A 20,666-nucleotide genomic window follows, 5' to 3' on the forward strand; every position below is an offset into this window, starting at 1 on the left:
GGAGCTCAAAAATCGCCCCACCAGTGTTGTAGTAAAGATAAAGCAACGACCGGAGCCGTTTCTGTTCGCAAAACTCTGGGCCCGAGGGTCAGGGGAAGGAAGTCAGCCCGCTGGGCAGCCTCCACTTCCGACTCACTCAAGCCCCCTTCCGGACCGATCAACAAGGCCGCGGACTGAACCTCTTGTGTCGCCAGCTCGGCATTTTGACCACGAGGATGTAAAGTCAGTTTCACATCTTCCTGGCGCAGAGCCAGCCAGTCTTCCAGCTTCTGGGGCGGCAGAATTTGCGGTACCCGGGTCCGGCCGGACTGTTCACAGGCACTGATGGCTATCTGCTGCCAGTGATGCAGCTTTTTACTTTCCCGATCACCCTTAAGGCGCACATCACCCTGCTGGGTATATAAAGGCGTGATAGCGTTCACACCCAGCTCGGTGGCCTTTTGAATGACCCAGTCCATACGGTCGCCCTTGGAAATGGCTTGACCCAGGTGGGTAAAAAGCGGTGAAGGCGGCTGGATTGGCAAGGCCTCCAGCAACTCCAGGCTAGCCTGTTTTTTATTGCCTTCCAGCAAGCCTGCCCGGAAGGCCACCTCGCCATCGAAGAGTTCCAGTTCATCACCGGCTTGCATGCGCAGAACCTGGATCAAATGGCGAACAACCTGACCTTCCAGGTGAACTTTCTGGCCCGCCTCAGTCAGTGGCTGAGGCGAAAAGAAACGTCGCACTGCTTATTGCTGGGTAGGCTGTTCAGCCTGCTGGGCAGCACGTTGCTTGCGCTCAGCATAAATGGCTTCAAAATTGACCGGAGCAATCATCAAGGGAGGGAAGCCACCCTTAACCACCAGGTTATCCACGGCTTCACGCGCATAAGGGAAAAGGATATTGGGGCAGAAGGCACCCAGGGTATGATCCAGATTATCCCCTTCAATCGCCACGATACGGAAAGCACCGCTCTGCTGAACCTCGGCCAGAAAAGCCGTTTTATCACCAAAGTTAACCTGAGCTGTAATCTTGACGGTCACTTCGTAGAGTTCGTCATTAACCTTACGGTTTTTGGTATCCAGCTTCACATCCACCTGGGGTTTTTCATTCATCATGAAAACTTCAGGACTATTGGGTGCTTCAAAGGAAACATCGGTCAGATAGATACGCTGGAGGGCAAATTCCGGCTTGGTTGCTTCGCTCATAATTGATTCCTACTTTAATCGTTTACAGACAGGGAGCCTCTGATCAAAAGCCATAAGAGCGCTTAGAGTTGCAGAGGCACCTCGGATTACTTTTTAACCACGGGCATGGAGTCGGTCTGCCATTGCATCATGCCACCCTTGAGGCGAACCACATCCTGAAAGCCGGCTTTTTGCAGCTTGGCAACGGCCATGCTCGCCGAACTCCCCATACGGCAAACCACAATAATCTTCTTGTTCTTGTGCTTTTCCAGTTCGTTCAGCTTGCTATCCAGGCTATTCATGGGGATGTGCAACGCACCGGTAATATGACCGGCATTGAAATCCTTACGGTCCCGAATATCCAGAGCCACAGCTTCGTCTTTGTTCATCAGGCGTACGGCTTCAGCGGTATCCACACCCTTGGCAGCACCCTTGGCTTCATTGACGATGACCAGAATCAGCAGAATGACAAAAGCGCCGACCAGCAGAGGGTTATTCAGGGTGAACTCAACAATTTGTTCAAACATCTTGGATCTCTTGTGTGTTAGTGCCAGTGGAATTCAGCGCTCAAGGATACACCAGAGAGGCTTCGCTGACACCTGTGGGATGGTGATTTGCTGTCTGTAAAGCTATCATGGTCAGGATTACTAGCCAGCAGACAAACTGAGAGTTACTGTTTCCAACATGAATGCCAAAACACCCCCCGCAGCCCTGATCATTCTGGACGGTTACGGTGATAACCCTGCCAGTGAACACAATGCGATTTTTCATGCCCAGACACCGGTCATGGACCGCCTGCGAGCGGAGCTTCCCTCCACGCAGATACACACTGATGGAATGAAAGTGGGGCTTCCCGATGGCCAGATGGGCAACTCAGAAGTCGGGCATATGAACCTGGGTGCCGGACGAATTGTTTATCAGGACTTCACCCGCATTACCCAGGCCATCAAGGACGGCAGCTTTTTTGATAACACCGCACTAACCCAAGCCATGGATAAAGCCATCCACAATCAAGGGGCTGTCCACCTTCTCGGGTTGCTGTCACCCGGCGGCGTACACAGTCATGAAGAACATCTACTGGCTGCTGCCGAAATGGCCGTTAAGCGTGGCGCTCAAGCGGTTTATCTGCATGCCTTCCTGGATGGAAGGGATACACCACCACGCAGTGCCGAAGCCTCTATCCAGCGTTTTGAAGAGAAATTCACCCAACTGGGTTGCGGTCGTATCGCCAGCCTGGTCGGCCGCTATTATGCAATGGATCGGGACAACCGCTGGGATCGTGTGGAAAAGGCCTACAACCTGCTGACCCTGGGACAGGGGGAACACACGGCCAGCACTGCCCTGGAAGGACTTGAGGCAGCCTATGCCCGGGGTGAGAATGATGAATTTGTTGCTGCCACAGCCATTCAGCCCGAAGGCCAGACCTGTCAGATCGAAGACGGCGATGCCGTTATCTTCATGAATTTCCGTGCCGACCGGGCTCGCGAAATTACCCGCGCCTTTGTCGAACCCGAGTTCCAGGGCTTTGCCCGTCGTGCTTGGCCACGTCTGGCCGACTTCGTCATGCTGACCCAGTATGCCGCCGATATTCCTGCGCCAGCCGCCTTTCCACCCGAAGACCTGAAAAACACTCTGGGTGAATACCTCGCCGACCAGGGCAAAACCCAGCTACGCATTGCCGAAACGGAAAAATACGCCCATGTGACCTTCTTCTTTTCCGGTGGGCGGGAAGAAGAGTTTGCCGGAGAAACACGTATCCTGGTGCCTTCGCCTCAGGTCGCCACCTACGACCAGCAACCGGAGATGAGTGCCCCGGAGGTGACCAGAAAACTGGTCGAAGCGATCAAGTCAGGCCAGTACGACGCCATCATCTGTAACTATGCCAATGGTGATATGGTCGGTCATACCGGTGATTTTGATGCGGCTGTCAAAGCAGTGGAAGCCTTGGATACCTGTATTGGCGAAGTCATTGCAGCCCTTGAGGAAGTGGGAGGTCAGGCTTTTATTACAGCTGATCATGGCAATGCCGAACAGATGCTGGATGCCAAAACCGGCCAGGCACAAACAGCCCATACAACCTTCCCCGTGCCCCTGATTTATCTGCCACCGGCTGGAAAGAAGGCCCGCCTATTGGAAGGAGGCCGTCTTTGTGACCTGGCCCCCACCCTGCTCAAGGCCATGGGTCTGCCACAGCCGCAAGAAATGACAGGAAGGGCTTTGGTTGAATTTGACTGAAACTTCCAGCCGGATCCATGGAGGGTAGGATGATGCATCCCCGCAAGCTGGCCCGTTTTCTACTTCCCCTGTGTCTTCTGTTCGCTGGCAACAGCCTTCAGGCAGAAAACCAGGAGGAGGTGAGTGAACGTCAACTGGAACAGTTGCGAGAGGATATCTCCGACCTTCAGGACTGGCTGAACGAGGCCAGAAGCGAAGAATCCCAGCTGGAAAGCCAACTACGCCAGACAGAAATTCAGATAGGCCAACTGGTTCAACAAATCCAGGCCAATACCGAAGAGGCCGGGCAGCTGCAGGAGCGCATGCGTCGCCTCCAGCGGGAACAGCAAGACCTGCAGCAACAGCTGGATCAGCAATCCGGCTTTTTACGCCAGCAAATTCGCGCTGCCTATTCCATGGGGCGCCAGGAATACCTCAAGGTGCTCCTCAATCAGCAATCACCCGATCGGGTCGCCCGTCTCCTGCGTTACTATGACTATATCAACAAGGAACGTACCGAGAGAATCGAGCAGTACCTGGGGATAGCCAGACAGCTGGATCAAGTGGAATCGGAAATCATCACCCGGGGCAAGGCGCTGGAAAACGTTCGCACCTCCCTGCAGGAAAGACGCCGGGAATTGCTGAATGAACAAAGCCGACGCCAACGTCTGGTGACTGAGCTTCGCCAGGAAATTGCCGGCCGCGGTGAAGAGCTGGAAGAACTCCAGGCCGACCAAGCCCGGCTTGAAGAACTCTTGGCCGCCGTTACTGAAGCCATTGTCCGCCTGCCGCCGCCTCAGGATGCCCAACCCTTCCCACAGATGAAGGGCAAGCTGCCCTGGCCTCTGCAGGGACGTGTACTCAGTGCTTTCGGTAGCCGTCAGCATAATGGCCGTCTGGTCAGCCGTGGTTTGACCATAGAAGCTGGAGCCGGAGAAGAAGTCAGAGCCATCCATGGTGGCCGGGTCATTTTTGCCGACTGGTTGCGTGGCTTTGGTTTCATGATCATTATTGATCACGGTAATGACTATATGAGCATCTACGGCCACAATCAGACGCTCAGAAACCAGACGGGTGACTGGGTTCACGGTGGTGATGTGATAGCCACAGCCGGGGCAACAGGTGGCCAGCAGCGTAATGCCCTCTATTTTGAAATCCGCCGCCAGGGCGAACCCCTGGACCCTATCAGCTGGGTTGCCAGACGCTAGAAATTTCGCCGCGTCTCAACAAGATATTCCGGAGTAAATGATGCTAGCACTAAAACCGAGCACCTCCTCCCTACACCGCCGTCTGGGTCTTGCAGGTTTGCTTCTGGCCTTTACTCTGCCGCTCCAGGCTGAAATCAACACCACCCCCGAGACTCACGAAGAATCCACTTCCGCTGCTCAAGAATTACCCCTGGAAGAATTACGCAATTTCGCCGAAGTCTACGAACGCATCAAGCAGGCCTATGTGCATGAGGTGGATGACCGCGAGCTTCTGAACAATGCCATTCGTGGCATGCTCTCGGGCCTGGATCCCCACTCGGATTATCTGGAACCTGAAGCTTTCCAGGAATTGCGTGAAAGCACCCAGGGAGAGTTTGGTGGCCTGGGCATAGAGATAGGTGTTGAAGAAGGCTACATCAAGGTTATCAGTCCCTTGGATGGTACACCTGCTTCAAGAGCTGGCATCCAACCCCAGGACCTGATCATCCGCATCAACGACACCTCCACCCGGGATTTGAGTCTGGATCGGGCAATCGAACTGATGCGCGGCGAACCCGGCAGCAGCCTTAAACTCACCATTCTCAGGGAAGATGCCGGCCAGCCTTTCGAAGTCGAACTCACCCGGGATCTGATCAGGACAGCCAGTGTGCGCCAGGAACTGCTGGAAGAAGGTTATGGCTATCTGCGCATCAGCCAATTCCAGACACGCAGTGGCGAAGAAACCCTGGAAGCCTTAGAAAAGCTTAAACAAGAGAATACCGGGCCCTTGCAGGGTTTAATCCTGGACCTGCGTAACAATCCCGGCGGGGTCCTCCAGGCTGCAGCCGACGTGAGTGATGTTTTTCTGGATGGTGGCCTGATTGTCTATACCCAGGGGCGTTTACCGGATACTGAAATGCGCTTTGAAGCCAGCCCTGGCGATGCTCTTCAGGGAGTCCCTCTGGTGGTACTGATTAATTCCGGTTCCGCTTCGGCTTCTGAGATTCTGGCTGGCGCCCTGCAGGATCACCAGCGGGCCATCATTATGGGAACTCCCAGCTTTGGCAAGGGATCGGTCCAGACGGTGCTGCCGCTTAACAATGACCGCGCGCTCAAGATGACCACCGCCCTCTATTACACCCCCAATGGCCGTTCCATCCAGGCTGACGGTATCCATCCGGATATCCCCGTAATCAATGCCCAGATCACGCCTTTACAGGAAAGAAACGGCCCTCGCGAAGCGGATTTGGAAGGCCATCTGCAAAGACCCGAATCCGAAGAACAGGAAGCGGGTGGCACCCCCCGACTGACTTCACCGGAAGATTATCCGGTGAATGAGGCCCTTAACCTCCTCAAGGGCCTGAACCTCTACAACCAGCGCTCCTAAAAGAGCGCTTTATCAACTTTTTGCCAGGGCTCTGATTCCCAGGGCCTGGGCTACCAGGCGACGCTTAATCCAGGGCTGGGAATTCACCAGCTTCATGCCCAGATTGCGCACCAGCAATAGCGGTAGCTGGCGGGTTGCAAAAAGACGCTTGAAGCTTTCCATCAGGGCCATCATTGCCAGATTGTCGGGCTTGCGTTGCTGCTGATAACTTTTGAGGACAGCCAGGCTACCCAGTGGCTGACCCTTGGTGGCTGCAGCAGCCACTACCCGTGTCAAAGCCTGTACATCCAGAAAGCCCAGATTGACGCCCTGACCGGCTAATGGATGGATGGTATGGGCAGCATCCCCCATCAAAGCCAGTCCAGGTTTGACATAGTCCACTGCATGTCGCTGACGCAAGGGAAAAACACCTCGCTCCTGACTTTCCAGCACCTGCCCCAAACGCCCCTCGAAGGCTTGAGTCAGGCGTTGATTGAAGCTGTCTTCATCCAGGGCCTTAAGTTCTTCCGCTTCTTCGGGACTGGTTGACCAGACAATCGAACACCAGTGATCATTTCCGTCAGGTTTCAACGGCAGAAAAGCCAGAGGACCTGTGGCATCAAACCTCTGCCAGGCAGCATCCTGGTGAGACTTTTCCATGCGTACACTAGTGACCAATGCATGGTGGTTATAATTCCACTCGCGCGTGGAAAAACCTCCCTGGTGTCTTAACCAGGAGTGAGCACCATCAGCTGCCACAACCAGGGAAGCTGTCAAGCGGGTTCCATCGGTCAGGGTTAATTCGCGTGTGCCTCCGGCATCCAGAGCCGGACTGAGTTTTTCCGGCTTACATCCGCGGAACCAAGTCAGGTTTTGCTGATCCTTAACGGCCTCTAGCAGACCCAATTGGGTGACCGAGTTTTCTACCAGATAACCCAGATCCTCGACCCCGGCATCCCGAGCCTGAAATTCTACGGCCGCTGTACCTTCACTATCCCAGACATACATGCCCTGGTAAGGATTAACCCGGAGCTTTTCCATGGCTGACCAGGCACCCAGGCGTTCCAAAAGTTGGCGACTGGCTTCGGACAGGGCACTGACGCGCATATCCAGCTGCTCGGGCTTCCAGGTGGGTGGCTCCTGGGCCGCTTCAATAATGGCCAGCTTCAAAGGGGTTTCAGCCAGTCCGGCAGCCAAAGCCAGGCCGGTCATGCCGCCACCAATAATGATCAGATCGAATTTATGCATGGTTTATATCTCCAAACCCATGGCTTTCTTGGCCAGCCAGCGCCGCGCTGGAGAAAAGAGGTTAAGGCCTATGAGACCTGCTGCCCGGGCATGACCCAATAGCGGTTGTTTGCGTGCAAAGATCTCTATCAGACTGTGACTGAAACCCACCACGGCATCCTGATCGGGCAGCCGTCTTTGCTGCCAGGCCGTCAAAACGGCCAGATCTCCGGGATGAAAATTTTTGCCCTCTTGCTCAGCCTGGCGTGCAGCCGCCTCGAGATCGGCAGCCAGACTGGTAACACCCCGAATAGCCAGGTTGTAGCCCTGACCAGCCACGGGATGCAGGTAGTGAGCTGCATTACCCAGTATCACTAGGTTGCGTCTTACCTGTTCCTTGGCGCGAATTTTTTTCAGGGGATAGGCAAAGCGTTCCCCGACCTGAAGAAAGCGGCCGGCCCGCTTGCCAAAACTATCCTGTAAACGTGCCAGGAATTCCTCTTCCGGCAAATCAGCCAGCATCAGGGCTTCTTCACCCTGGCGGGTCCAGACCAGGGCCATCTGATCACCGTCCAAAGGCAGCAAGGCCATGGGGCCCTCTTCGGAAAAGCGTTCGTAAGCCCAGCCTTGATGAGGCTTGGAAAGCCGCAGGTTGGCCACCAGAGCTGTTTGTTCATAATCGTAGTGCGTATCTGCAATACCCAGCTGCTGTTTCAAGCCTGAACGCCCGCCATCGGCCAGGACCACCAGCCGGCTTTTGACCAGAAGCTCCTGATCGCCAAGGCGGCCCCGCAGTTCCGTCTGGTCAGGATGTGGAAAACTCAACTGGTCGATTTCAGCGGGTGCCAAAACCTGCGTATTGTTTTCTCCCGCCTGCTGCAAACCCCACCAGAGGGTTTCACCCAGCCAGGCATTGGGCACGACATAGCCCAGGGCATCCACACCCTGTTCACGATGGTCCAGCTGGGTGGAGCCCCAATAGCCCCGGTCAGAAACATGGATATGCTCGATCGGATAGGCATGACTGCTTAGCTTATCCCACAGGCCCAGCTGTTCGTAAATTAGCCGGGTTCCCCAGGAAAGAGCCGAGGAACGGGCATCAAAGCTGGGTTGCCAGGTTTTTTTGGTTGAACTATCAGCTTGTGGAGGCTGGCTTTCCAGAAGGGTAATTTTCAATCCCCTGGCCCGCGCCAGAGGCTGGAGGGCAAGAGCCAGGCTGGCACCAACCAGCCCGCCTCCAACAATGGCAATATCAGTTGTGCAGGTGTGCATCCTGGCCTCTCATCAGTGCTTCCACTTCATCAATGGTTTTAGGGACATCCTTGCTAAGGACCAGACAACCCGTCTCCGTCACCAGGACATCATCTTCAATTCTGATACCCAGCCCGCGCCAGCAGCTATCCACTTCCTCATTGTCCGGAGCAAAATACAAGCCGGGTTCTATGGTAAAGACCATACCCGGCTCCAGGGGACGTGAGCGGCTACCCAGGCGATACTGGCCGACATCATGCACATCCAGCCCTAACCAGTGGCCGGTACCATGCATGTAAAAAGGCTTGTAGGCTTCATCCTTGATCAATTGATCCAGGTCGCCCTGAAGCACACCCAGGTCAACCAGCCCCTCGGTCAGAATACGTACTGCTGTGGTATGCAAAGCTTCCAGGGTCATGCCGGGGCGCACCTGGCGAATTGCTTCCTGATTGGCTTTCAGCACCCACTCATAGACCCGCTTTTGAGGGCCGGTGAAGGAACCATCCACCGGAAAGGTACGGGTGATATCCCCGGCATAACCCTGATACTCGGCGCCAGCATCAATCAGAACCAGCTGGCCAGCCTGCATTTCACTCTGGTTGGCAATATAGTGGAGTACACAGGCATTGGCCCCGGAGCCGACAATACTGGCATAAGCAGGGGCACTGGCGCCGCGGATTGCAAACTCATGCTCGATTTCTGCCTGCAGCTGGTATTCATATTGACCCGGCCGACAGGAGCGCATGGCCCGACAATGTGCTGCGGCCGAGATCTCGGCTGCACGACGCATCAATTCCATTTCCTCGGGGGATTTGATCAGACGCATCTCGGCCAGACGGGCGCTGATATCCACCAGTCGATCTGGCAGGCTGGCAGATCTTTTGTGTTTACGCAGAGCAGCCTGCCGGCCTTCCAGAAAACGCTGGTAAAGCTTGAGGTCGTCAAAGGGCAACCAGACTTCACTGGCCTGACCGATCAAATCCGGCAGGAGGTCATCCAACTGATCCAAGGCAAAAGCCTGATCAACGCCTAACTGTTTGACTGCTTCTTCACGCCCCAGGCGAATACCTGTCCAGACTTCCATAGCTGGATCCTTGGGCAGGGTAAAGATGAGGCTTTCACCTTCTTCACGACCCTTCATTAAAACCAGGAGCCCATCGGGCTCTTTGCAACCGGTCAGGTACCAGTAATCACTGCTCTGACGAAAAGGGTATTCCGTATCCCGACTGCGAGTCACTTCAGTGGCTGCCGGAATAATTGCCAGGCCCCGGTCAGGCAGGCTTTGGAGGAGCTGCTGGCGGCGCTGTTGAAATGGCTGGCTCGACATGAGGACTCCTTTATATCAGGGAAATTCTTGCTTAATGCAGGCTTGATCCCTTTTCAGGATTTTCAACCTGCGGCTGCCCCGGATGCATCTCCAGATAGATCATCATGGCAACCAGGCGCACAAATTCGGTTAATTGGGTCAGGTCCTTCTCGTTATCTTCCGTGGCTGCGGGAGCGGCATCCCCCATTTCCACGATTTTTTCCAGGTCCTGCAGCCCTTCATGAGCTTCTGCAGTCAGTTTCTTTTCCTTGATTCCTGTGGCTTTCAGTGATTTCAGAAAACCCTGTATCCATTTAACCAGACCTGAAAAACGCTCTTCCACTTCATAGAGTTCATCCGGAAGCAGGGGTTCAAATTCCAGATGACCTGCCACCAGCTGCTGCAGGGTGGCATCCATTAAATCCAGTGCCAGCTTTTCATCTTCGGGCGTCAAACGGGTTTGCTCTCCCAGCAGCTGGGCAAACAGCACCAGCCACTGCTCCCTGGGTAAACGCTCCTGGCCACATAGCTGACCCGTTAAAACACCGTGAAAAAGTGAAGGGGACTGGAAGCAGCGATGTTTTAGGCAGAAATCCGCCAGGCTATCAAAGCTGACAGAGGGCATTTTATCGGCATCTGATGACATGAAACTCTCTTGGTCGTTGGGTTGGACTCGTTAAGACAAGAGGCAAGTGGTTACTTGCACTCTTTGTAATTGACCGGCAAAAAAGGCCGGTCTATAGTACAGGCTTGCTTGACTGGGCTTCGGAGCCGTACGCATGAGCAGTGACAAGAATACCACTGAAATCACTCTTTTGGATCGCAAATACCTGATTGCCTGCCCCTCCGGGGAGCAGGAAGATCTGCTGCGTGCTGCCCGCTATCTCAACCAGAAGATGTCAGAAATCCGCCGTGCCGGGAAGATTCTCAGCATGGAGCGCCTCTCGATCATGGCCGCCCTCAATATTACCAACGAGATGCTGCAGCGGGATGATACAAATCACGATCATGAAGTTAAGATCGCTCGCCTGAGTGAAAAGCTGGATTCGGCACTGGATGAACTCGACAGCCAACAGCAGTCACGAAAGTTGCCATAACCCTGGCATTATTTGTTAAACTTAAATTGTCCCTGGGGTGTGCGCCAGTTGCTCACGTCCTCGAGCCTATGATCTTTATTAAGGACGCCGCCTGGATCTACCCGTGAGCAGGTCCGCCATGCAGCGGAAAGCCTTCGGTAGACCGGTTGCTTCCACCTTGAACTTTAGGGTTCAAGGGCCACGACAACAGCGGCACTCTGGGGCTATTAACCTTTCTTCCTGTCTATGCTTCCCACCTCTCTGCCACAACGCCAACAACTGCGCCAGCAATTAAGAGCGCGCCGACGCGCCTTAACGCCGGGACAACAAGCGGTAGCGGCACAGCAGCTGGCTCACCAGTTACATCAGCAAAGCTGGTTTCAGGCCTCAAGAAGAATCCTCGTCTACCTGCCCAATGATGGTGAAATAGATCCCCTGCCCTTGGTTAAGTTGGCTCTAACCATGAACAAGGAAATCTATCTGCCGGTTTTACACCCGCTGGCACCCCGACTTCTATGGCTGGTTCGCTGGTTACCCGGTTCGACTCCCATGGAGAAAAACCGTTTCGGTATACCTGAACCCAGGTTGAAAGGCTATGGACTGGAAAGACATCGGCAGATTCCCCCCTGGGCCGTGGATTCGGTGCTCCTGCCGCTGGTGGGATTTGATCGTCAAGGCGGACGCCTGGGAATGGGAGGCGGGTTTTATGACCGCACCTTTGATATTCGTAAAAGCAGACCCAGGCAACCCAGGCTTATCGGCCTGGCTCACACCTGCCAGGAAGTGGACTCCCTGCCAGTAGCTGCCTGGGATGTACCTCTGCAGGGGATAGTAACCCCCGAGGCTTTTTATCCCGCGAAAGGGATTTAAATCAGACTGGTCACAACCAGACCGGCGACAAAGACCAGGACCAGCAGGACCATCACATCAGGTTTCTTTTGCATGACTCGACTCCTTCACCTTCCCCTGGCGTAATAAAACCTTAACAATTCAAGGTTTATTAAAATTACTCTTTTTTATTGTTATAAACAAGTCATGATTGTTTACAGAAAGAGTCTGTAAGCAGGATTTTCTGTTTCCCGCCAATAGCGATAGCTGATTTTATCCAAATAATCTTCTATCACCCCTCTCTGATCCTGAGGAATCTGGAAGCCCACCAGCACCCGCCCATAGGCTGCACCATGATTACGATAGTGAAAAAGGGAGATATTCCAGTCGTGTTTCAGGTGATTGAGGAAATTCAACAAGGCTCCCGGACGCTCGGGAAACTCGAAACGATAGATTTCTTCATTACTGGTGTTGGAAGTCCGGCCACCACCCAGGTGACGGATATGCATCTTGGCCAGTTCATTATCGGTTAAATCCACAACCGGATAGTCGGCTTCCTGCAATGCCAGAATCAATTCTTCGCGATCATTATCATCCGGTTTAACCTGGACACCCACATAAATCTGGGCCTGCTCATGATCGGCATAGCGGTAATTAAATTCCGTCACCATACGACGCCGCCCGATCACCTTGCAGAAATTCTTGAAACTTCCTGGACGCTCGGGGATACCGACCGCCAGAATGGCTTCTCGTTTTTCACCCAGCTCAGTGCGCTCGGCAATATGTTGAAGGCGATCGAAATTGGTGTTGGCCCCGGAATTAATACACACCAGCGTGGAATCACTAACCCCGGTTCTTTCCACGTATTTCTTCAAGCCGGCTAGCGACAGAGCACCTGAAGGCTCGGCCACGGCCCGGGTATCTTCAAAAATATCTTTAACAGCCGCGCAGATTTCATCGGTCGTGGCAGTGATAACTTCATCGACATAATCCTTGCAGACTTTGAAGGGTTCCTTGCCGATCTGGGCAACTGCCACACCTTCAGCAAAAATACCTACCTGATCCAGCGTGACCCGCTTGCCTTTTTTCATGGCAGCATCCAGGCAGGCGGCATCCTCGGCTTCAACCCCGATGACCTTGATGTCCGGACGCAGGTATTTAACATAGGCCGCCACCCCGGCAATCAGGCCACCACCACCGACAGGGACAAAAATGGCATGGATGGGATCCGGATGCTGGTGCAATATCTCCATACCGATGGTGCCCTGACCGGCAATAACATCAGGGTCATCATAAGGCGGAATGTAGGTATAGCCCTTTTCTTCCACCAGCTGCAGGGCATGCTCCAGGGCTTCACCAAAGGCATCACCTCGCAGGATGACACGAGCACCACGTGCCCTCACGGCCTGTACCTTGATATCCGGTGTAATCCGGGGCATAACTATGACGGCTTTAACCCCCATCTGCTTGGCCGCCATAGCCAACCCCTGGGCATGGTTACCCGCTGAAGCTGCTATCACTCCCTTGTTTTTTTCTTCTTCGGAAAGCTGTGCCATCTTGTTGAAAGCACCGCGAATCTTGAAAGAGAAAACCGGCTGCAAATCCTCACGCTTAATCCAGACCTGATTGTTCAGGCGCTTGGACATAAAACGAGCTTCAGACAAGGGAGTTTCCAGAGCGGCATCATAAACCCGCGCCTGGAGGATTTTCTTCACATAGTGTTCGAGCATAATAAGGTGCAGCCCCGGTTTTTCAGCAGATAAATAACATGACTGTCATTAGGGAATAGCCGCACATTGTGGCCTGACTTGAATAAATCGTCCAGTCGAAGATGTCGACACTTAGTTGTTATACTGGTCGAAATTGATCACCTTAACGGGAAGCCGACATGACTCAAGATGAACTTAAGCAGGCTGTTGCCCAGGCTGCTTTGGAAGAAGTCCGCAAGGACCTGAACAAGGACACCATTATCGGGGTAGGAACCGGTTCCACTGCCAACTACTTTATTGATGAACTGGCCAAGGTGAAGATGGATTTCGATGGTGCGGTCGCCAGTTCCGAAGCCAGTGCCGAGCGCCTCAAGGCTCACGGCATTCCCGTTTATGATCTCAACTCAGCCGGCATTCTGGATGTTTATGTCGATGGCGCTGATGAAATCAATGCACGCCTGCAAATGATCAAGGGCGGTGGCGCTGCACTGACCCGTGAAAAAATCGTGGCTTCTGCCAGCCGCAAATTTATCTGTATTGCCGATGAAAGCAAGCTGGTCGATATCCTGGGGGATTTCCCCCTGCCGGTGGAGGTGCTACCCATGGCCCGTAGCCACCTGGGGCGCGAACTGGTCAAGCTGGGTGCTGATCCTCAGTGGCGTGAGGGCGTGACCACCGACAATGGCAACTGGATTCTCGACTGCTACAACTTCCAGCTGGATGATCCTCTCAAGCTGGAAAGCCGGATCAATGACATTGCCGGGGTGGTTTGTAATGGCATCTTTGCCCAGCGAGCCGCTGATGTTCTGCTGCTCGGTTGCAAGGATGGGGTTAAAAGAATGACTGCCGAGGTTTAACCCGGTAGCTCCAGAGGACCGGCCTTGCGCACCACCCGCTGCCAGGCCGGATCTTCCTCGATTCGCTTCACATAAGCGGCAATTCCCGGATAGGAGGACAAGTCAGCTCGAGCGGCCAGGGCTTGCATGGGAAAGCTCATCTGTACATCTGCTGCGGTCAACTGCTCACCCAGAAACCATTTTTTACCTTGCAACTGGCTTTCAATAAAATCCAACTGACGGGTCAGGTTGGGATCCACTAGCTGTCCCAGAACCTTACTGCTAATACCCTTGGCCACCGGCTTTACAAAAAAGGGCATGGGTTGTTTGGGAATCTGGGTAAAAACCAATTTCATCAGCAGAAAAGGCATCAAACTGCCTTCTGCATAGTGCATCCAATAGCGAAAATCGATCCAGGCATCGACATCCTCAGCTTCGGGCTGAAAGCGTCCCTTACCATAGCGTGCCAGCAGGTAATCAATAATCGCCCCTGATTCTGCAATGACCCTAGTATCCTCGGTAATCACCGGCGACTTACCCAGAGGGTGAATAGCCTTCAGTTCTGGTGGGGCCAGCAGGGTTTTGGGGTCACGGGCGTATTCCTTCCACTGATAATCGACTTCAAGGAGTTCCAAAAGCCAGAGGATACGATGAGAGCGGGATTTTTCCAGATGGTGCAGGGTCAGCATGGGGACTCCTCAAATTGCAAACACTTGTTTGAATTTGAGAGTCTAGCAGAGGTTATTCCTGGGAGCGAAACAGATTAATCCTGCAAATAAGCCTGAACCAGCTGCAGCTGTTTTTCCAGAGCACCGCGATTGGCTGCCACCACCTGACGACCCGCCTGCTGCATGGCCTCAGTGGTTTGCGGTTCTTGCCAGAGTTTAATCAACAACTCTGGCAGCTCCTGGCTGGATTCTATTTCCTGCAGGGCTCCAGCCTCACGCAGTAAAACAGCGATCTCGGTAAAATTGTGCAGATGCGGGCCGGTTATCACCGGCGTTCCCACTGCCGCCGGTTCCAACAGATTATGTCCGCCGATAGGCTCCAGACTACCCGCAACAAATGCCAGATCGGCTGCAGCAAAGAGCAAGAGCATTTCCCCCAGGGTATCAGCCAGGTAGACCTGGGTTGACCGGGTTACTTCTTCACCCTGGCTGCGCCTGGCCAGGCTGAAACCCTCCTCCCTGACCATTTCAGCCACTGCATCAAACCGCTGTGGGTGGCGAGGCACCAGGATCAGTAGCGTATCAGGCTGGTTTTCCAGCAGCTGCTGATGCGCCTTTAGTAAAGGCAGGTCTTCGCCTTCATGGGTACTGCCTGCAATCCAAACAGGACGCCCCGACCAGGTTTGTTTAAGCTGCTCTGCCTCTTCTATCAGGCCTTCCGGCAACTGCAGGTCATATTTAATGCTGCCACTAATCTGCAGCCGTTCGGGCGGCAAACCCAGGGCAACAAAGCGCTGACCATCTTCTTCTGCCTTGGCCGCCACGGCAGTCACTTCCTGCAGACAGGCGGCGACCAAAGGCCTGATCTTGCTATAACGATCAAAAGCTCCGGCAGACAGGCGACCATTGGCAATCACTACAGGAACCAACATCTTCTTGCAGCTGTGGATCAAATTGGGCCACAACTCGGTTTCAAAGATAATCGCCAGACGTGGGTTCAGGGTGTGGATAAAACGATCGGTATTCCAGGGCAAATCCAGGGGTAAAAGGTAATGCCGCGCCTCGGGCAGGCGTTGGCGAACCTGCTGGGCACCTGTTGCCGTCATGGTGGTGACCACCAGCTGCTTGCCCGGATACTGCTGCTCAAGTTGACGTAGCAGAGGTTCAGCCGCCAGGACTTCACCTACAGAGGCGCAGTGCGCCCAGATGACTTCCTGCTTGCAGGGGGAGATATGGCCGGCCCTTTGTCGAGCAGAAAGCTCATTGACTTTTTCCCGCTCCAGGCGCTTTTTCGCTAAAGGGGTCAGCAGGGTTAACAAGCCTGTATAGAGATAACGCGGCCAGGCAGACATCAGTTCTTATCCAGGATGGATTTAACCATCGCAGTCGTGGAAACACCGTCAACAAATTCCAGCACTTTGACTTGTCCGCCGGCATCCAGAACTTCCCGAGCACCCGCGATTTGATCCACTTGATAATCGCCTCCCTTAACCAGCAGATCGGGCAGGAGACCTGCGATCAAATCCCTGGGCGTATCCTCTTCAAAAGCCACCACCCAGTCCACGGCTTCCAGGCCAGCCAACACCTTCATACGCCGATCCAGTGGGTTGATAGGACGGGCCGGTCCCTTGAGACGACTCACCGAAGCATCACTATTGACGGCAACGATCAGGCGATCCCCCAGTTTTTTAGCTTCTTCCAAATAGGCGACATGACCGGCATGCAGAAGATCAAAACAACCGTTGGTCATCACCACCTTTTCTCCCCTGGCTTGGGCAGCAGTGACGGCTTCCTTGAGGGTTTCAACCGGCAAGACACCATATTCAATCAGCTTGTCACCATGCAGGGCTGTATAGATTTCAGCCACACTCACCGTGGCGGTCCCCGGCTTGGCGACCACAAGCCCGGCAGCCAGATTGGCCAGCATTACCGCTTCCGGATAATCATGACCAGAAGCCAGCGCCAGACCCAAGACAGCAATGACTGTGTCTCCGGCACCAGTAACATCAAAGATCTCCTGGGCTCGCGTTGGCAGATGCAAAGGTGGATGCTCTTCTCGAAAGAGGGACATGCCCTTTTCGCTGCGAGTCACCAAGAGGGCTTCCAACTGCAACTCCTGCCGCAATTGCTCTGCCTTGGTTTCCAGTTCATGATCATCCTGGCAGGAACCCACGACTGCTTCCAACTCGCTGAGGTTAGGGGTGAGGAGCGTTGCATGACGATAGATGGAAAAATCCTTACCCTTGGGATCGACCAGAACCTTTTTTCCAGCCGCTTTGGCTTGTTGGATCAAAGCCTGGACTTCCTGCAGAGTACCCTTGGCATAATCGGAAAGAATGATCAGATCCTGCTCGGGCAGGGCTTGGCTAAAGGCCTGGGTAAAACCCGGTTCGCTTTCCAGCTTTTCTTCAAAATCCAGGCGCAAGAGCTGCTGATTACGACTCATCACTCTCAGCTTGGTGATAGTTGGATGGCGCTCGGAAGCATGAAAGCAGGTTTCAACTCCCGATTGTTGTAAGCGTTCGCCCAACAAACGTGCATTCTCGTCCTGACCTACAATGCCGGTTAACTGGGCCTGAGCACCCAGGCTGGCCAGATTCAAGGCCACATTGGCTGCCCCACCGGGGCGATCATCCTGATCCTGGACCCTGACCACAGGAACCGGTGCTTCAGGCGAGATTCTGGAAGTACCACCCTGCCAGTAACGATCCAGCATGATATCTCCAGCCACCAGAAGGCGGGCCTGCTCAAAGGCTGCCAGATTAATTTTCATCGAGTCTTTCCTTTTGTTCTTTCAGGCAATCGGGAGAAGCAGCCATGATGGCATCCAGGCGCTCTTTCACATCATCCAGAGTAATCAAGTCCAAGGCAGCAGGATCTCTGACTCTTTGTCCCCAGCCAATTTCTTCCACTTCTTTACCCAGAAACTTTTTAACCGCTTCAGGATAGCGGTTAGCAACAAACTCCCGGCCCAACCAGGGACCGGTACGCTTGGGGTTGGAAGTGGCATAGAGCCCCAACGGCGGCGTTTGCATGGCCACTGCCATGTGAATCGGGCCGGAATCCGGTGCCACGACCAGACGCGCATCGCGAATCAAGCACAAGAGAGCTTTCAGAGAAGTCTGGCCCACGGCTTTCACCAAAGGAGCGCTAGCCAACTGTTCCAGCTCGGCAAAGGTTTGGTGTTCCAATTCACTATTGCCGCCCGTAACCAGGGTTCTTAAACCATAGTGCTCGTAGGCATAATCAACCAGGGCAGCATAACCGGCTGTCGACCAATTGCGCCAATTGCGTGCGCGATTACTGGAGCAGGGACTTAACACCAGATAAGGGTGCTGCTCAGGCTGCCAGGTTGCCGCCTCCTCTTCTGCCTCGACAGGTATAGGTAGGTTCCATTGTAACGACTGGGGCTGAACACCCAGATAACGCACAAAATCCAGGAAGCCTTCACCAACATGCTGCTGTGGATTGGCAACTATTTGCTCATTCACAAACCAGTTCTGAAAATCCTTGGCTCTGGCTTTATCAAAACCGATGCGTCTTCTAGCCGGAATAAAGCGCGACAGGATGCTGGCCCTCAAAGCAGCCTGCATGTGCAGCAAGACATCGAAGGGTTTACCCTGCTGCTTTTGCTTTAATTGACGCCCCAGATCGCGCATACCCTTAAAGCCGGTCTTTTTGTTGTAGATAACAAAGTCGACGCCTTCCAGCCCCTTGAGTAGGCTATACTCTGCGGCACCGATTACCCAGGTTATTCTGATATCGGGATGAGCCTCTTGCAGGGCACGTACACTGGGCACCAGGTTGCAAACATCACCCAGTGCAGAAAGACGTAAAATACACAAATCCCGTACTGGTGGTGATGGCGGGTTGGCTGACTGAGATGACATGGTAAGTTTCCGGCAAATAGAAGATCAGGGGCAGTTTATTCTATATGACCCTGAATACATCTCACAAATTCATAGTGGTTGGTTTACTGCCGACTTCTGGAAACAACAGCAGGCCCTGCTCGGTGGTGCTCCAGGTCGTGGCACCAGCGCTTTTATTAAAACGCCAGCCGGTGAAGCTGTCTGGCGGCATTATCACCGCGGCGGATTACCGGGGCGGTTTATCCAGGACTACTATCTCTGGACAGGATTGGATAACACCCGCCCCTGGCAGGAGATGCAGCTGACACAGGAACTCTATCAACGCGGCTTACCGGTTCCCAAACCCCTGGCGGCCAGAGTGCACAAGCACGGCCTCTTTTACCAGGCAGACCTGATTACCCTGCGAATTCCTTCAGCCCGGCCTCTGGCGGAGTTTCTTCTAGAGCAAACGGTAAAGGAACAACAAGCCGCCCTCCTTGCCACGGGAAAAGCCCTGGTTCCCTTTCACCAGGCCGGGCTCAACCATACTGACCTCAACCCGCGCAATCTGCTGATACAACCCCAAACCGGCAAGATCTGGGTTATTGACCTGGATCGGTGTGAACTCCTGGATCAACCCGGACAGGTGCCGGAAAACAATCTTGCTCGCCTGTACCGGGGGCTGGTCAAGCTGGATGCTGCCGCAGCTCCCCAGTGGCAGGAATGGCTACTGGCCGGGTATACCTCGGCCAGCAAGTAGCGGACAGCCTTTTTCTTGAATTCAAAGCCTCGGAAACACCTTTTTGCAAAAAGATGCTTTCTTTTGACTGTAATCCTGGTCAGAAACTGCGAAACTCGGTTAACTGAATGTTTCCTGAAAACTGCAGAGGAAAGATGCGAGCATGCGTTTGATCCAGGTTTGCCTGAGTGATGAGTATGATGCCCAGACCCAGCAGGTTGAACTTCTGATCCGCACCCTGGCGGAAAAGAAAATCAAGCAGCAGGTGGTCTGCAAAGCCGGTTCCGTTCTTCATAACCGTCTCAGGCATGTGCGCAGTTTGCATCTGGTTGCTGTCAGAAGCCGATTTAGCGGGCACTTCAAAGTTCCCAAAAACGGCCTGATCAATGCCCATGACCTGGCAGCTGCTCGTTGGGTGGCCTGGCAGCGTAAACTCAGAGGCACACCCTGGATGATGAGCTGGCATCAGGCAGATGCTGAATCCACATCCAAACTGACCTCCTCAATATTAAAAAAAGCTCTGGCAGTCACCGTGACCTCCTTCCCGGCTGAGCTGGCCATGCGTGAAAAAGCCTACTGCCCGGTTAAACGAATACCTGATGCGGCCATCAGCCTGGATACCAATCCCATGAAGATGACCGAACTACGTAGCCACTATCAAGGCAAGTTTGTGATTGGTCACTGGGGGCGGATCAACCAGAAAACCGGGGGGCAGAATATTCTGCTGCAATGCGCTGAACAAATGCAGGCCGATTTCCCCAACATGGTGTTTGTTTTTCTCGGGGTCGGGCCGGATTTTGAAAAACTCAAAAAGAAATACGAGGATCGCGAAAATATCGACTGGGTCGGTGAACCCCCTCATCCCGGTGACTACTATTCGATCATGAACCTGTTTGTCGATCCGGCCAATCGGGCAGATTCTTTTACCGGCCTGCTTCAGGCCATGAGCTTTCATATTCCCGTTATAGCCAGCAAGGTTTCGGGCTTTGCCGAGATGATCAGTCACCGCAGTAACGGCCTGCTTTTCAAGAAAGGGAACGTCAGCTCTCTGGAAGAAATGATCAAGATTCTCTACAACTCCACCGAATTAAGAACCCGCCTGACCCGCGATGCCAACCGCGAACTCAAGGAAGTGACTCCCGACCGCATCACCCTCAAGTATCTGGGCGTTTACCAGGCCCTGATTAAGAGCCTGAAAGCCAAAAGCGGATAAGGTATAATTCCTGCCCATTCGTTGACCATTCA

General features: G+C 53.8%; 20 protein-coding genes and 1 other RNA gene. 9 read left to right on the top strand and 12 right to left on the bottom strand.

All coding sequences use genetic code 11. From position 1 onward, the window contains the following. Positions 1-5: 5 nt before the first annotated feature. The 3 genes from DFK18_RS03150 to DFK18_RS03160 all read right to left on the bottom strand — a co-directional run bounded on the left by DFK18_RS03150 (position 6) and on the right by DFK18_RS03160 (position 1,693). Positions 6-725: a 16S rRNA (uracil(1498)-N(3))-methyltransferase gene (locus tag DFK18_RS03150; protein ID WP_114416762.1), complete on the bottom strand. Its 720-nt coding sequence runs from the start codon at positions 723-725 to the stop codon at positions 6-8. Positions 726-728: 3 nt separating this feature from the next. After that, positions 729-1,187, bottom strand: a complete 459-nt coding sequence (gene secB, locus DFK18_RS03155; protein WP_114416763.1) for a protein-export chaperone SecB — start codon at positions 1,185-1,187, stop codon at positions 729-731. An 86-nt stretch (positions 1,188-1,273) separates the two neighbouring features. Beyond that, on the bottom strand, positions 1,274-1,693 hold the full coding sequence (locus DFK18_RS03160) for a rhodanese-like domain-containing protein (protein WP_114416764.1): 420 nt from the start codon (positions 1,691-1,693) through the stop codon (positions 1,274-1,276). 157 nt (positions 1,694-1,850) lie between these two features. Here DFK18_RS03160 and gpmI point away from each other — a divergent pair, with 157 nt between their 5' ends. The 3 genes from gpmI to DFK18_RS03175 are packed head-to-tail and all read left to right on the top strand — an operon-like array spanning position 1,851 to position 5,954. Continuing rightward, complete coding sequence (gene gpmI / locus DFK18_RS03165; protein ID WP_114416765.1) at positions 1,851-3,401, top strand: 2,3-bisphosphoglycerate-independent phosphoglycerate mutase; 1,551 nt, start codon at positions 1,851-1,853, stop codon at positions 3,399-3,401. 29 nt (positions 3,402-3,430) lie between these two features. After that, positions 3,431-4,588, top strand: coding sequence for a murein hydrolase activator EnvC family protein (locus tag DFK18_RS03170; protein WP_162299670.1), 1,158 nt, complete (start codon positions 3,431-3,433; stop codon positions 4,586-4,588). 40 nt (positions 4,589-4,628) lie between these two features. Next, the gene (locus DFK18_RS03175) at positions 4,629-5,954 is read left to right on the top strand and encodes a S41 family peptidase (protein WP_114416767.1); all 1,326 of its coding nucleotides are present in this window, start codon (positions 4,629-4,631) and stop codon (positions 5,952-5,954) included. A 12-nt stretch (positions 5,955-5,966) separates the two neighbouring features. Here the strand turns inward: DFK18_RS03175 and DFK18_RS03180 are convergent, their stop codons facing one another. From DFK18_RS03180 to DFK18_RS03195, 4 genes are read right to left on the bottom strand one after another with little or no spacing between them, the layout of a single operon-like run. Next, on the bottom strand, positions 5,967-7,181 hold the full coding sequence (locus DFK18_RS03180; RefSeq protein ID WP_114416768.1) for a UbiH/UbiF/VisC/COQ6 family ubiquinone biosynthesis hydroxylase: 1,215 nt from the start codon (positions 7,179-7,181) through the stop codon (positions 5,967-5,969). 3 nt (positions 7,182-7,184) lie between these two features. Next, positions 7,185-8,432, bottom strand: a complete 1,248-nt coding sequence (gene ubiH, locus DFK18_RS03185; RefSeq protein ID WP_114416769.1) for a 2-octaprenyl-6-methoxyphenyl hydroxylase — start codon at positions 8,430-8,432, stop codon at positions 7,185-7,187. Beyond that, positions 8,413-9,738: a Xaa-Pro aminopeptidase gene (gene pepP, locus DFK18_RS03190; RefSeq protein WP_114416770.1), complete on the bottom strand. Its 1,326-nt coding sequence runs from the start codon at positions 9,736-9,738 to the stop codon at positions 8,413-8,415. Before pepP ends, ubiH begins: the two co-directional genes overlap by 20 nt. A 31-nt stretch (positions 9,739-9,769) precedes the next feature. Continuing rightward, the gene (locus DFK18_RS03195) at positions 9,770-10,363 is read right to left on the bottom strand and encodes a UPF0149 family protein (protein WP_114416771.1); all 594 of its coding nucleotides are present in this window, start codon (positions 10,361-10,363) and stop codon (positions 9,770-9,772) included. A 133-nt stretch (positions 10,364-10,496) separates the two neighbouring features. Here DFK18_RS03195 and DFK18_RS03200 point away from each other — a divergent pair, with 133 nt between their 5' ends. From DFK18_RS03200 to DFK18_RS03210, 3 genes are all read left to right on the top strand, one after another. After that, positions 10,497-10,814 carry a cell division protein ZapA gene (locus DFK18_RS03200; RefSeq protein ID WP_114416772.1) on the top strand — a complete coding sequence of 106 codons (318 nt, stop codon included), beginning with the start codon at positions 10,497-10,499 and terminating at the stop codon, positions 10,812-10,814. Positions 10,815-10,840: 26 nt separating this feature from the next. Then, a non-coding RNA gene (ssrS, locus tag DFK18_RS03205) (6S RNA) lies at positions 10,841-11,022 on the top strand. A gap of 17 nt (positions 11,023-11,039) precedes the next feature. Next, the gene (locus DFK18_RS03210; RefSeq protein WP_114416773.1) at positions 11,040-11,663 is read left to right on the top strand and encodes a 5-formyltetrahydrofolate cyclo-ligase; all 624 of its coding nucleotides are present in this window, start codon (positions 11,040-11,042) and stop codon (positions 11,661-11,663) included. Positions 11,664-11,836: 173 nt separating this feature from the next. On the opposite strand, the gene ilvA is transcribed toward DFK18_RS03210, so the two are convergent. Further along, a complete protein-coding gene (gene ilvA / locus DFK18_RS03215) occupies positions 11,837-13,351 on the bottom strand; it encodes a threonine ammonia-lyase, biosynthetic (protein WP_114416774.1) in 1,515 nt (504 codons plus the stop codon). 158 nt (positions 13,352-13,509) lie between these two features. Here ilvA and rpiA point away from each other — a divergent pair, with 158 nt between their 5' ends. Further along, the gene (gene rpiA, locus DFK18_RS03220; protein ID WP_114416775.1) at positions 13,510-14,187 is read left to right on the top strand and encodes a ribose-5-phosphate isomerase RpiA; all 678 of its coding nucleotides are present in this window, start codon (positions 13,510-13,512) and stop codon (positions 14,185-14,187) included. On the opposite strand, the gene DFK18_RS03225 is transcribed toward rpiA, so the two are convergent. The 4 genes from DFK18_RS03225 to DFK18_RS03240 form a co-directional block, all read right to left on the bottom strand. Further along, positions 14,184-14,855 carry a glutathione S-transferase gene (locus DFK18_RS03225; protein ID WP_114416776.1) on the bottom strand — a complete coding sequence of 224 codons (672 nt, stop codon included), beginning with the start codon at positions 14,853-14,855 and terminating at the stop codon, positions 14,184-14,186. The genes rpiA and DFK18_RS03225 overlap by 4 nt on opposite strands. Positions 14,856-14,929: 74 nt before the next feature. Beyond that, positions 14,930-16,186, bottom strand: a complete 1,257-nt coding sequence (gene waaA / locus DFK18_RS03230; RefSeq protein WP_114416777.1) for a lipid IV(A) 3-deoxy-D-manno-octulosonic acid transferase — start codon at positions 16,184-16,186, stop codon at positions 14,930-14,932. Further along, complete coding sequence (gene hldE, locus DFK18_RS03235; RefSeq protein ID WP_114416778.1) at positions 16,186-17,607, bottom strand: bifunctional D-glycero-beta-D-manno-heptose-7-phosphate kinase/D-glycero-beta-D-manno-heptose 1-phosphate adenylyltransferase HldE; 1,422 nt, start codon at positions 17,605-17,607, stop codon at positions 16,186-16,188. The genes waaA and hldE overlap by 1 nt, the downstream gene beginning before the upstream one ends. Further along, entirely contained in the window at positions 17,597-18,724 is a 1,128-nt protein-coding gene (locus DFK18_RS03240; protein ID WP_114416779.1) for a glycosyltransferase family 9 protein, read from the bottom strand. Before DFK18_RS03240 ends, hldE begins: the two co-directional genes overlap by 11 nt. Here DFK18_RS03240 and DFK18_RS03245 point away from each other — a divergent pair. Both DFK18_RS03245 and DFK18_RS03250 read left to right on the top strand, forming a co-directional pair. Further along, positions 18,723-19,442: a 3-deoxy-D-manno-octulosonic acid kinase gene (locus DFK18_RS03245; protein ID WP_114416780.1), complete on the top strand. Its 720-nt coding sequence runs from the start codon at positions 18,723-18,725 to the stop codon at positions 19,440-19,442. The genes DFK18_RS03240 and DFK18_RS03245 overlap by 2 nt on opposite strands. A gap of 142 nt (positions 19,443-19,584) precedes the next feature. Beyond that, positions 19,585-20,634: a glycosyltransferase family 4 protein gene (locus DFK18_RS03250; RefSeq protein ID WP_114416781.1), complete on the top strand. Its 1,050-nt coding sequence runs from the start codon at positions 19,585-19,587 to the stop codon at positions 20,632-20,634. Positions 20,635-20,666: the final 32 nt, after the last annotated feature.

Origin of the sequence: Marinospirillum perlucidum (genome assembly GCF_003336805.1) — a bacterium.
GTDB classification, from domain to species: domain Bacteria; phylum Pseudomonadota; class Gammaproteobacteria; order Pseudomonadales; family Halomonadaceae; genus Marinospirillum; species Marinospirillum perlucidum.

What these genes read in the sequence shown, in the direction of transcription:
- waaA (WP_114416777.1), bottom strand. Translation starts at nt 16,186, where the DNA reads ATGTCTGCCTGGCCGCGTTATCTCTATACAGGCTTGTTAACCCTGCTG.
- DFK18_RS03195 (WP_114416771.1), bottom strand. Translation starts at nt 10,363, where the DNA reads ATGTCATCAGATGCCGATAAAATGCCCTCTGTCAGCTTTGATAGCCTG.
- gpmI (WP_114416765.1), top strand. Translation starts at nt 1,851, where the DNA reads ATGAATGCCAAAACACCCCCCGCAGCCCTGATCATTCTGGACGGTTAC.
- DFK18_RS03225 (WP_114416776.1), bottom strand. Translation starts at nt 14,855, where the DNA reads ATGCTGACCCTGCACCATCTGGAAAAATCCCGCTCTCATCGTATCCTC.
- pepP (WP_114416770.1), bottom strand. Translation starts at nt 9,738, where the DNA reads ATGTCGAGCCAGCCATTTCAACAGCGCCGCCAGCAGCTCCTCCAAAGC.
- ilvA (WP_114416774.1), bottom strand. Translation starts at nt 13,351, where the DNA reads ATGCTCGAACACTATGTGAAGAAAATCCTCCAGGCGCGGGTTTATGAT.
- DFK18_RS03175 (WP_114416767.1), top strand. Translation starts at nt 4,629, where the DNA reads ATGCTAGCACTAAAACCGAGCACCTCCTCCCTACACCGCCGTCTGGGT.
- DFK18_RS03245 (WP_114416780.1), top strand. Translation starts at nt 18,723, where the DNA reads ATGGTAAGTTTCCGGCAAATAGAAGATCAGGGGCAGTTTATTCTATAT.
- DFK18_RS03210 (WP_114416773.1), top strand. Translation starts at nt 11,040, where the DNA reads ATGCTTCCCACCTCTCTGCCACAACGCCAACAACTGCGCCAGCAATTA.
- secB (WP_114416763.1), bottom strand. Translation starts at nt 1,187, where the DNA reads ATGAGCGAAGCAACCAAGCCGGAATTTGCCCTCCAGCGTATCTATCTG.
- hldE (WP_114416778.1), bottom strand. Translation starts at nt 17,607, where the DNA reads ATGAAAATTAATCTGGCAGCCTTTGAGCAGGCCCGCCTTCTGGTGGCT.
- rpiA (WP_114416775.1), top strand. Translation starts at nt 13,510, where the DNA reads ATGACTCAAGATGAACTTAAGCAGGCTGTTGCCCAGGCTGCTTTGGAA.
- DFK18_RS03160 (WP_114416764.1), bottom strand. Translation starts at nt 1,693, where the DNA reads ATGTTTGAACAAATTGTTGAGTTCACCCTGAATAACCCTCTGCTGGTC.
- DFK18_RS03250 (WP_114416781.1), top strand. Translation starts at nt 19,585, where the DNA reads ATGCGTTTGATCCAGGTTTGCCTGAGTGATGAGTATGATGCCCAGACC.
- DFK18_RS03170 (WP_162299670.1), top strand. Translation starts at nt 3,431, where the DNA reads ATGATGCATCCCCGCAAGCTGGCCCGTTTTCTACTTCCCCTGTGTCTT.
- DFK18_RS03200 (WP_114416772.1), top strand. Translation starts at nt 10,497, where the DNA reads ATGAGCAGTGACAAGAATACCACTGAAATCACTCTTTTGGATCGCAAA.
- ubiH (WP_114416769.1), bottom strand. Translation starts at nt 8,432, where the DNA reads ATGCACACCTGCACAACTGATATTGCCATTGTTGGAGGCGGGCTGGTT.
- DFK18_RS03180 (WP_114416768.1), bottom strand. Translation starts at nt 7,181, where the DNA reads ATGCATAAATTCGATCTGATCATTATTGGTGGCGGCATGACCGGCCTG.
- DFK18_RS03240 (WP_114416779.1), bottom strand. Translation starts at nt 18,724, where the DNA reads ATGTCATCTCAGTCAGCCAACCCGCCATCACCACCAGTACGGGATTTG.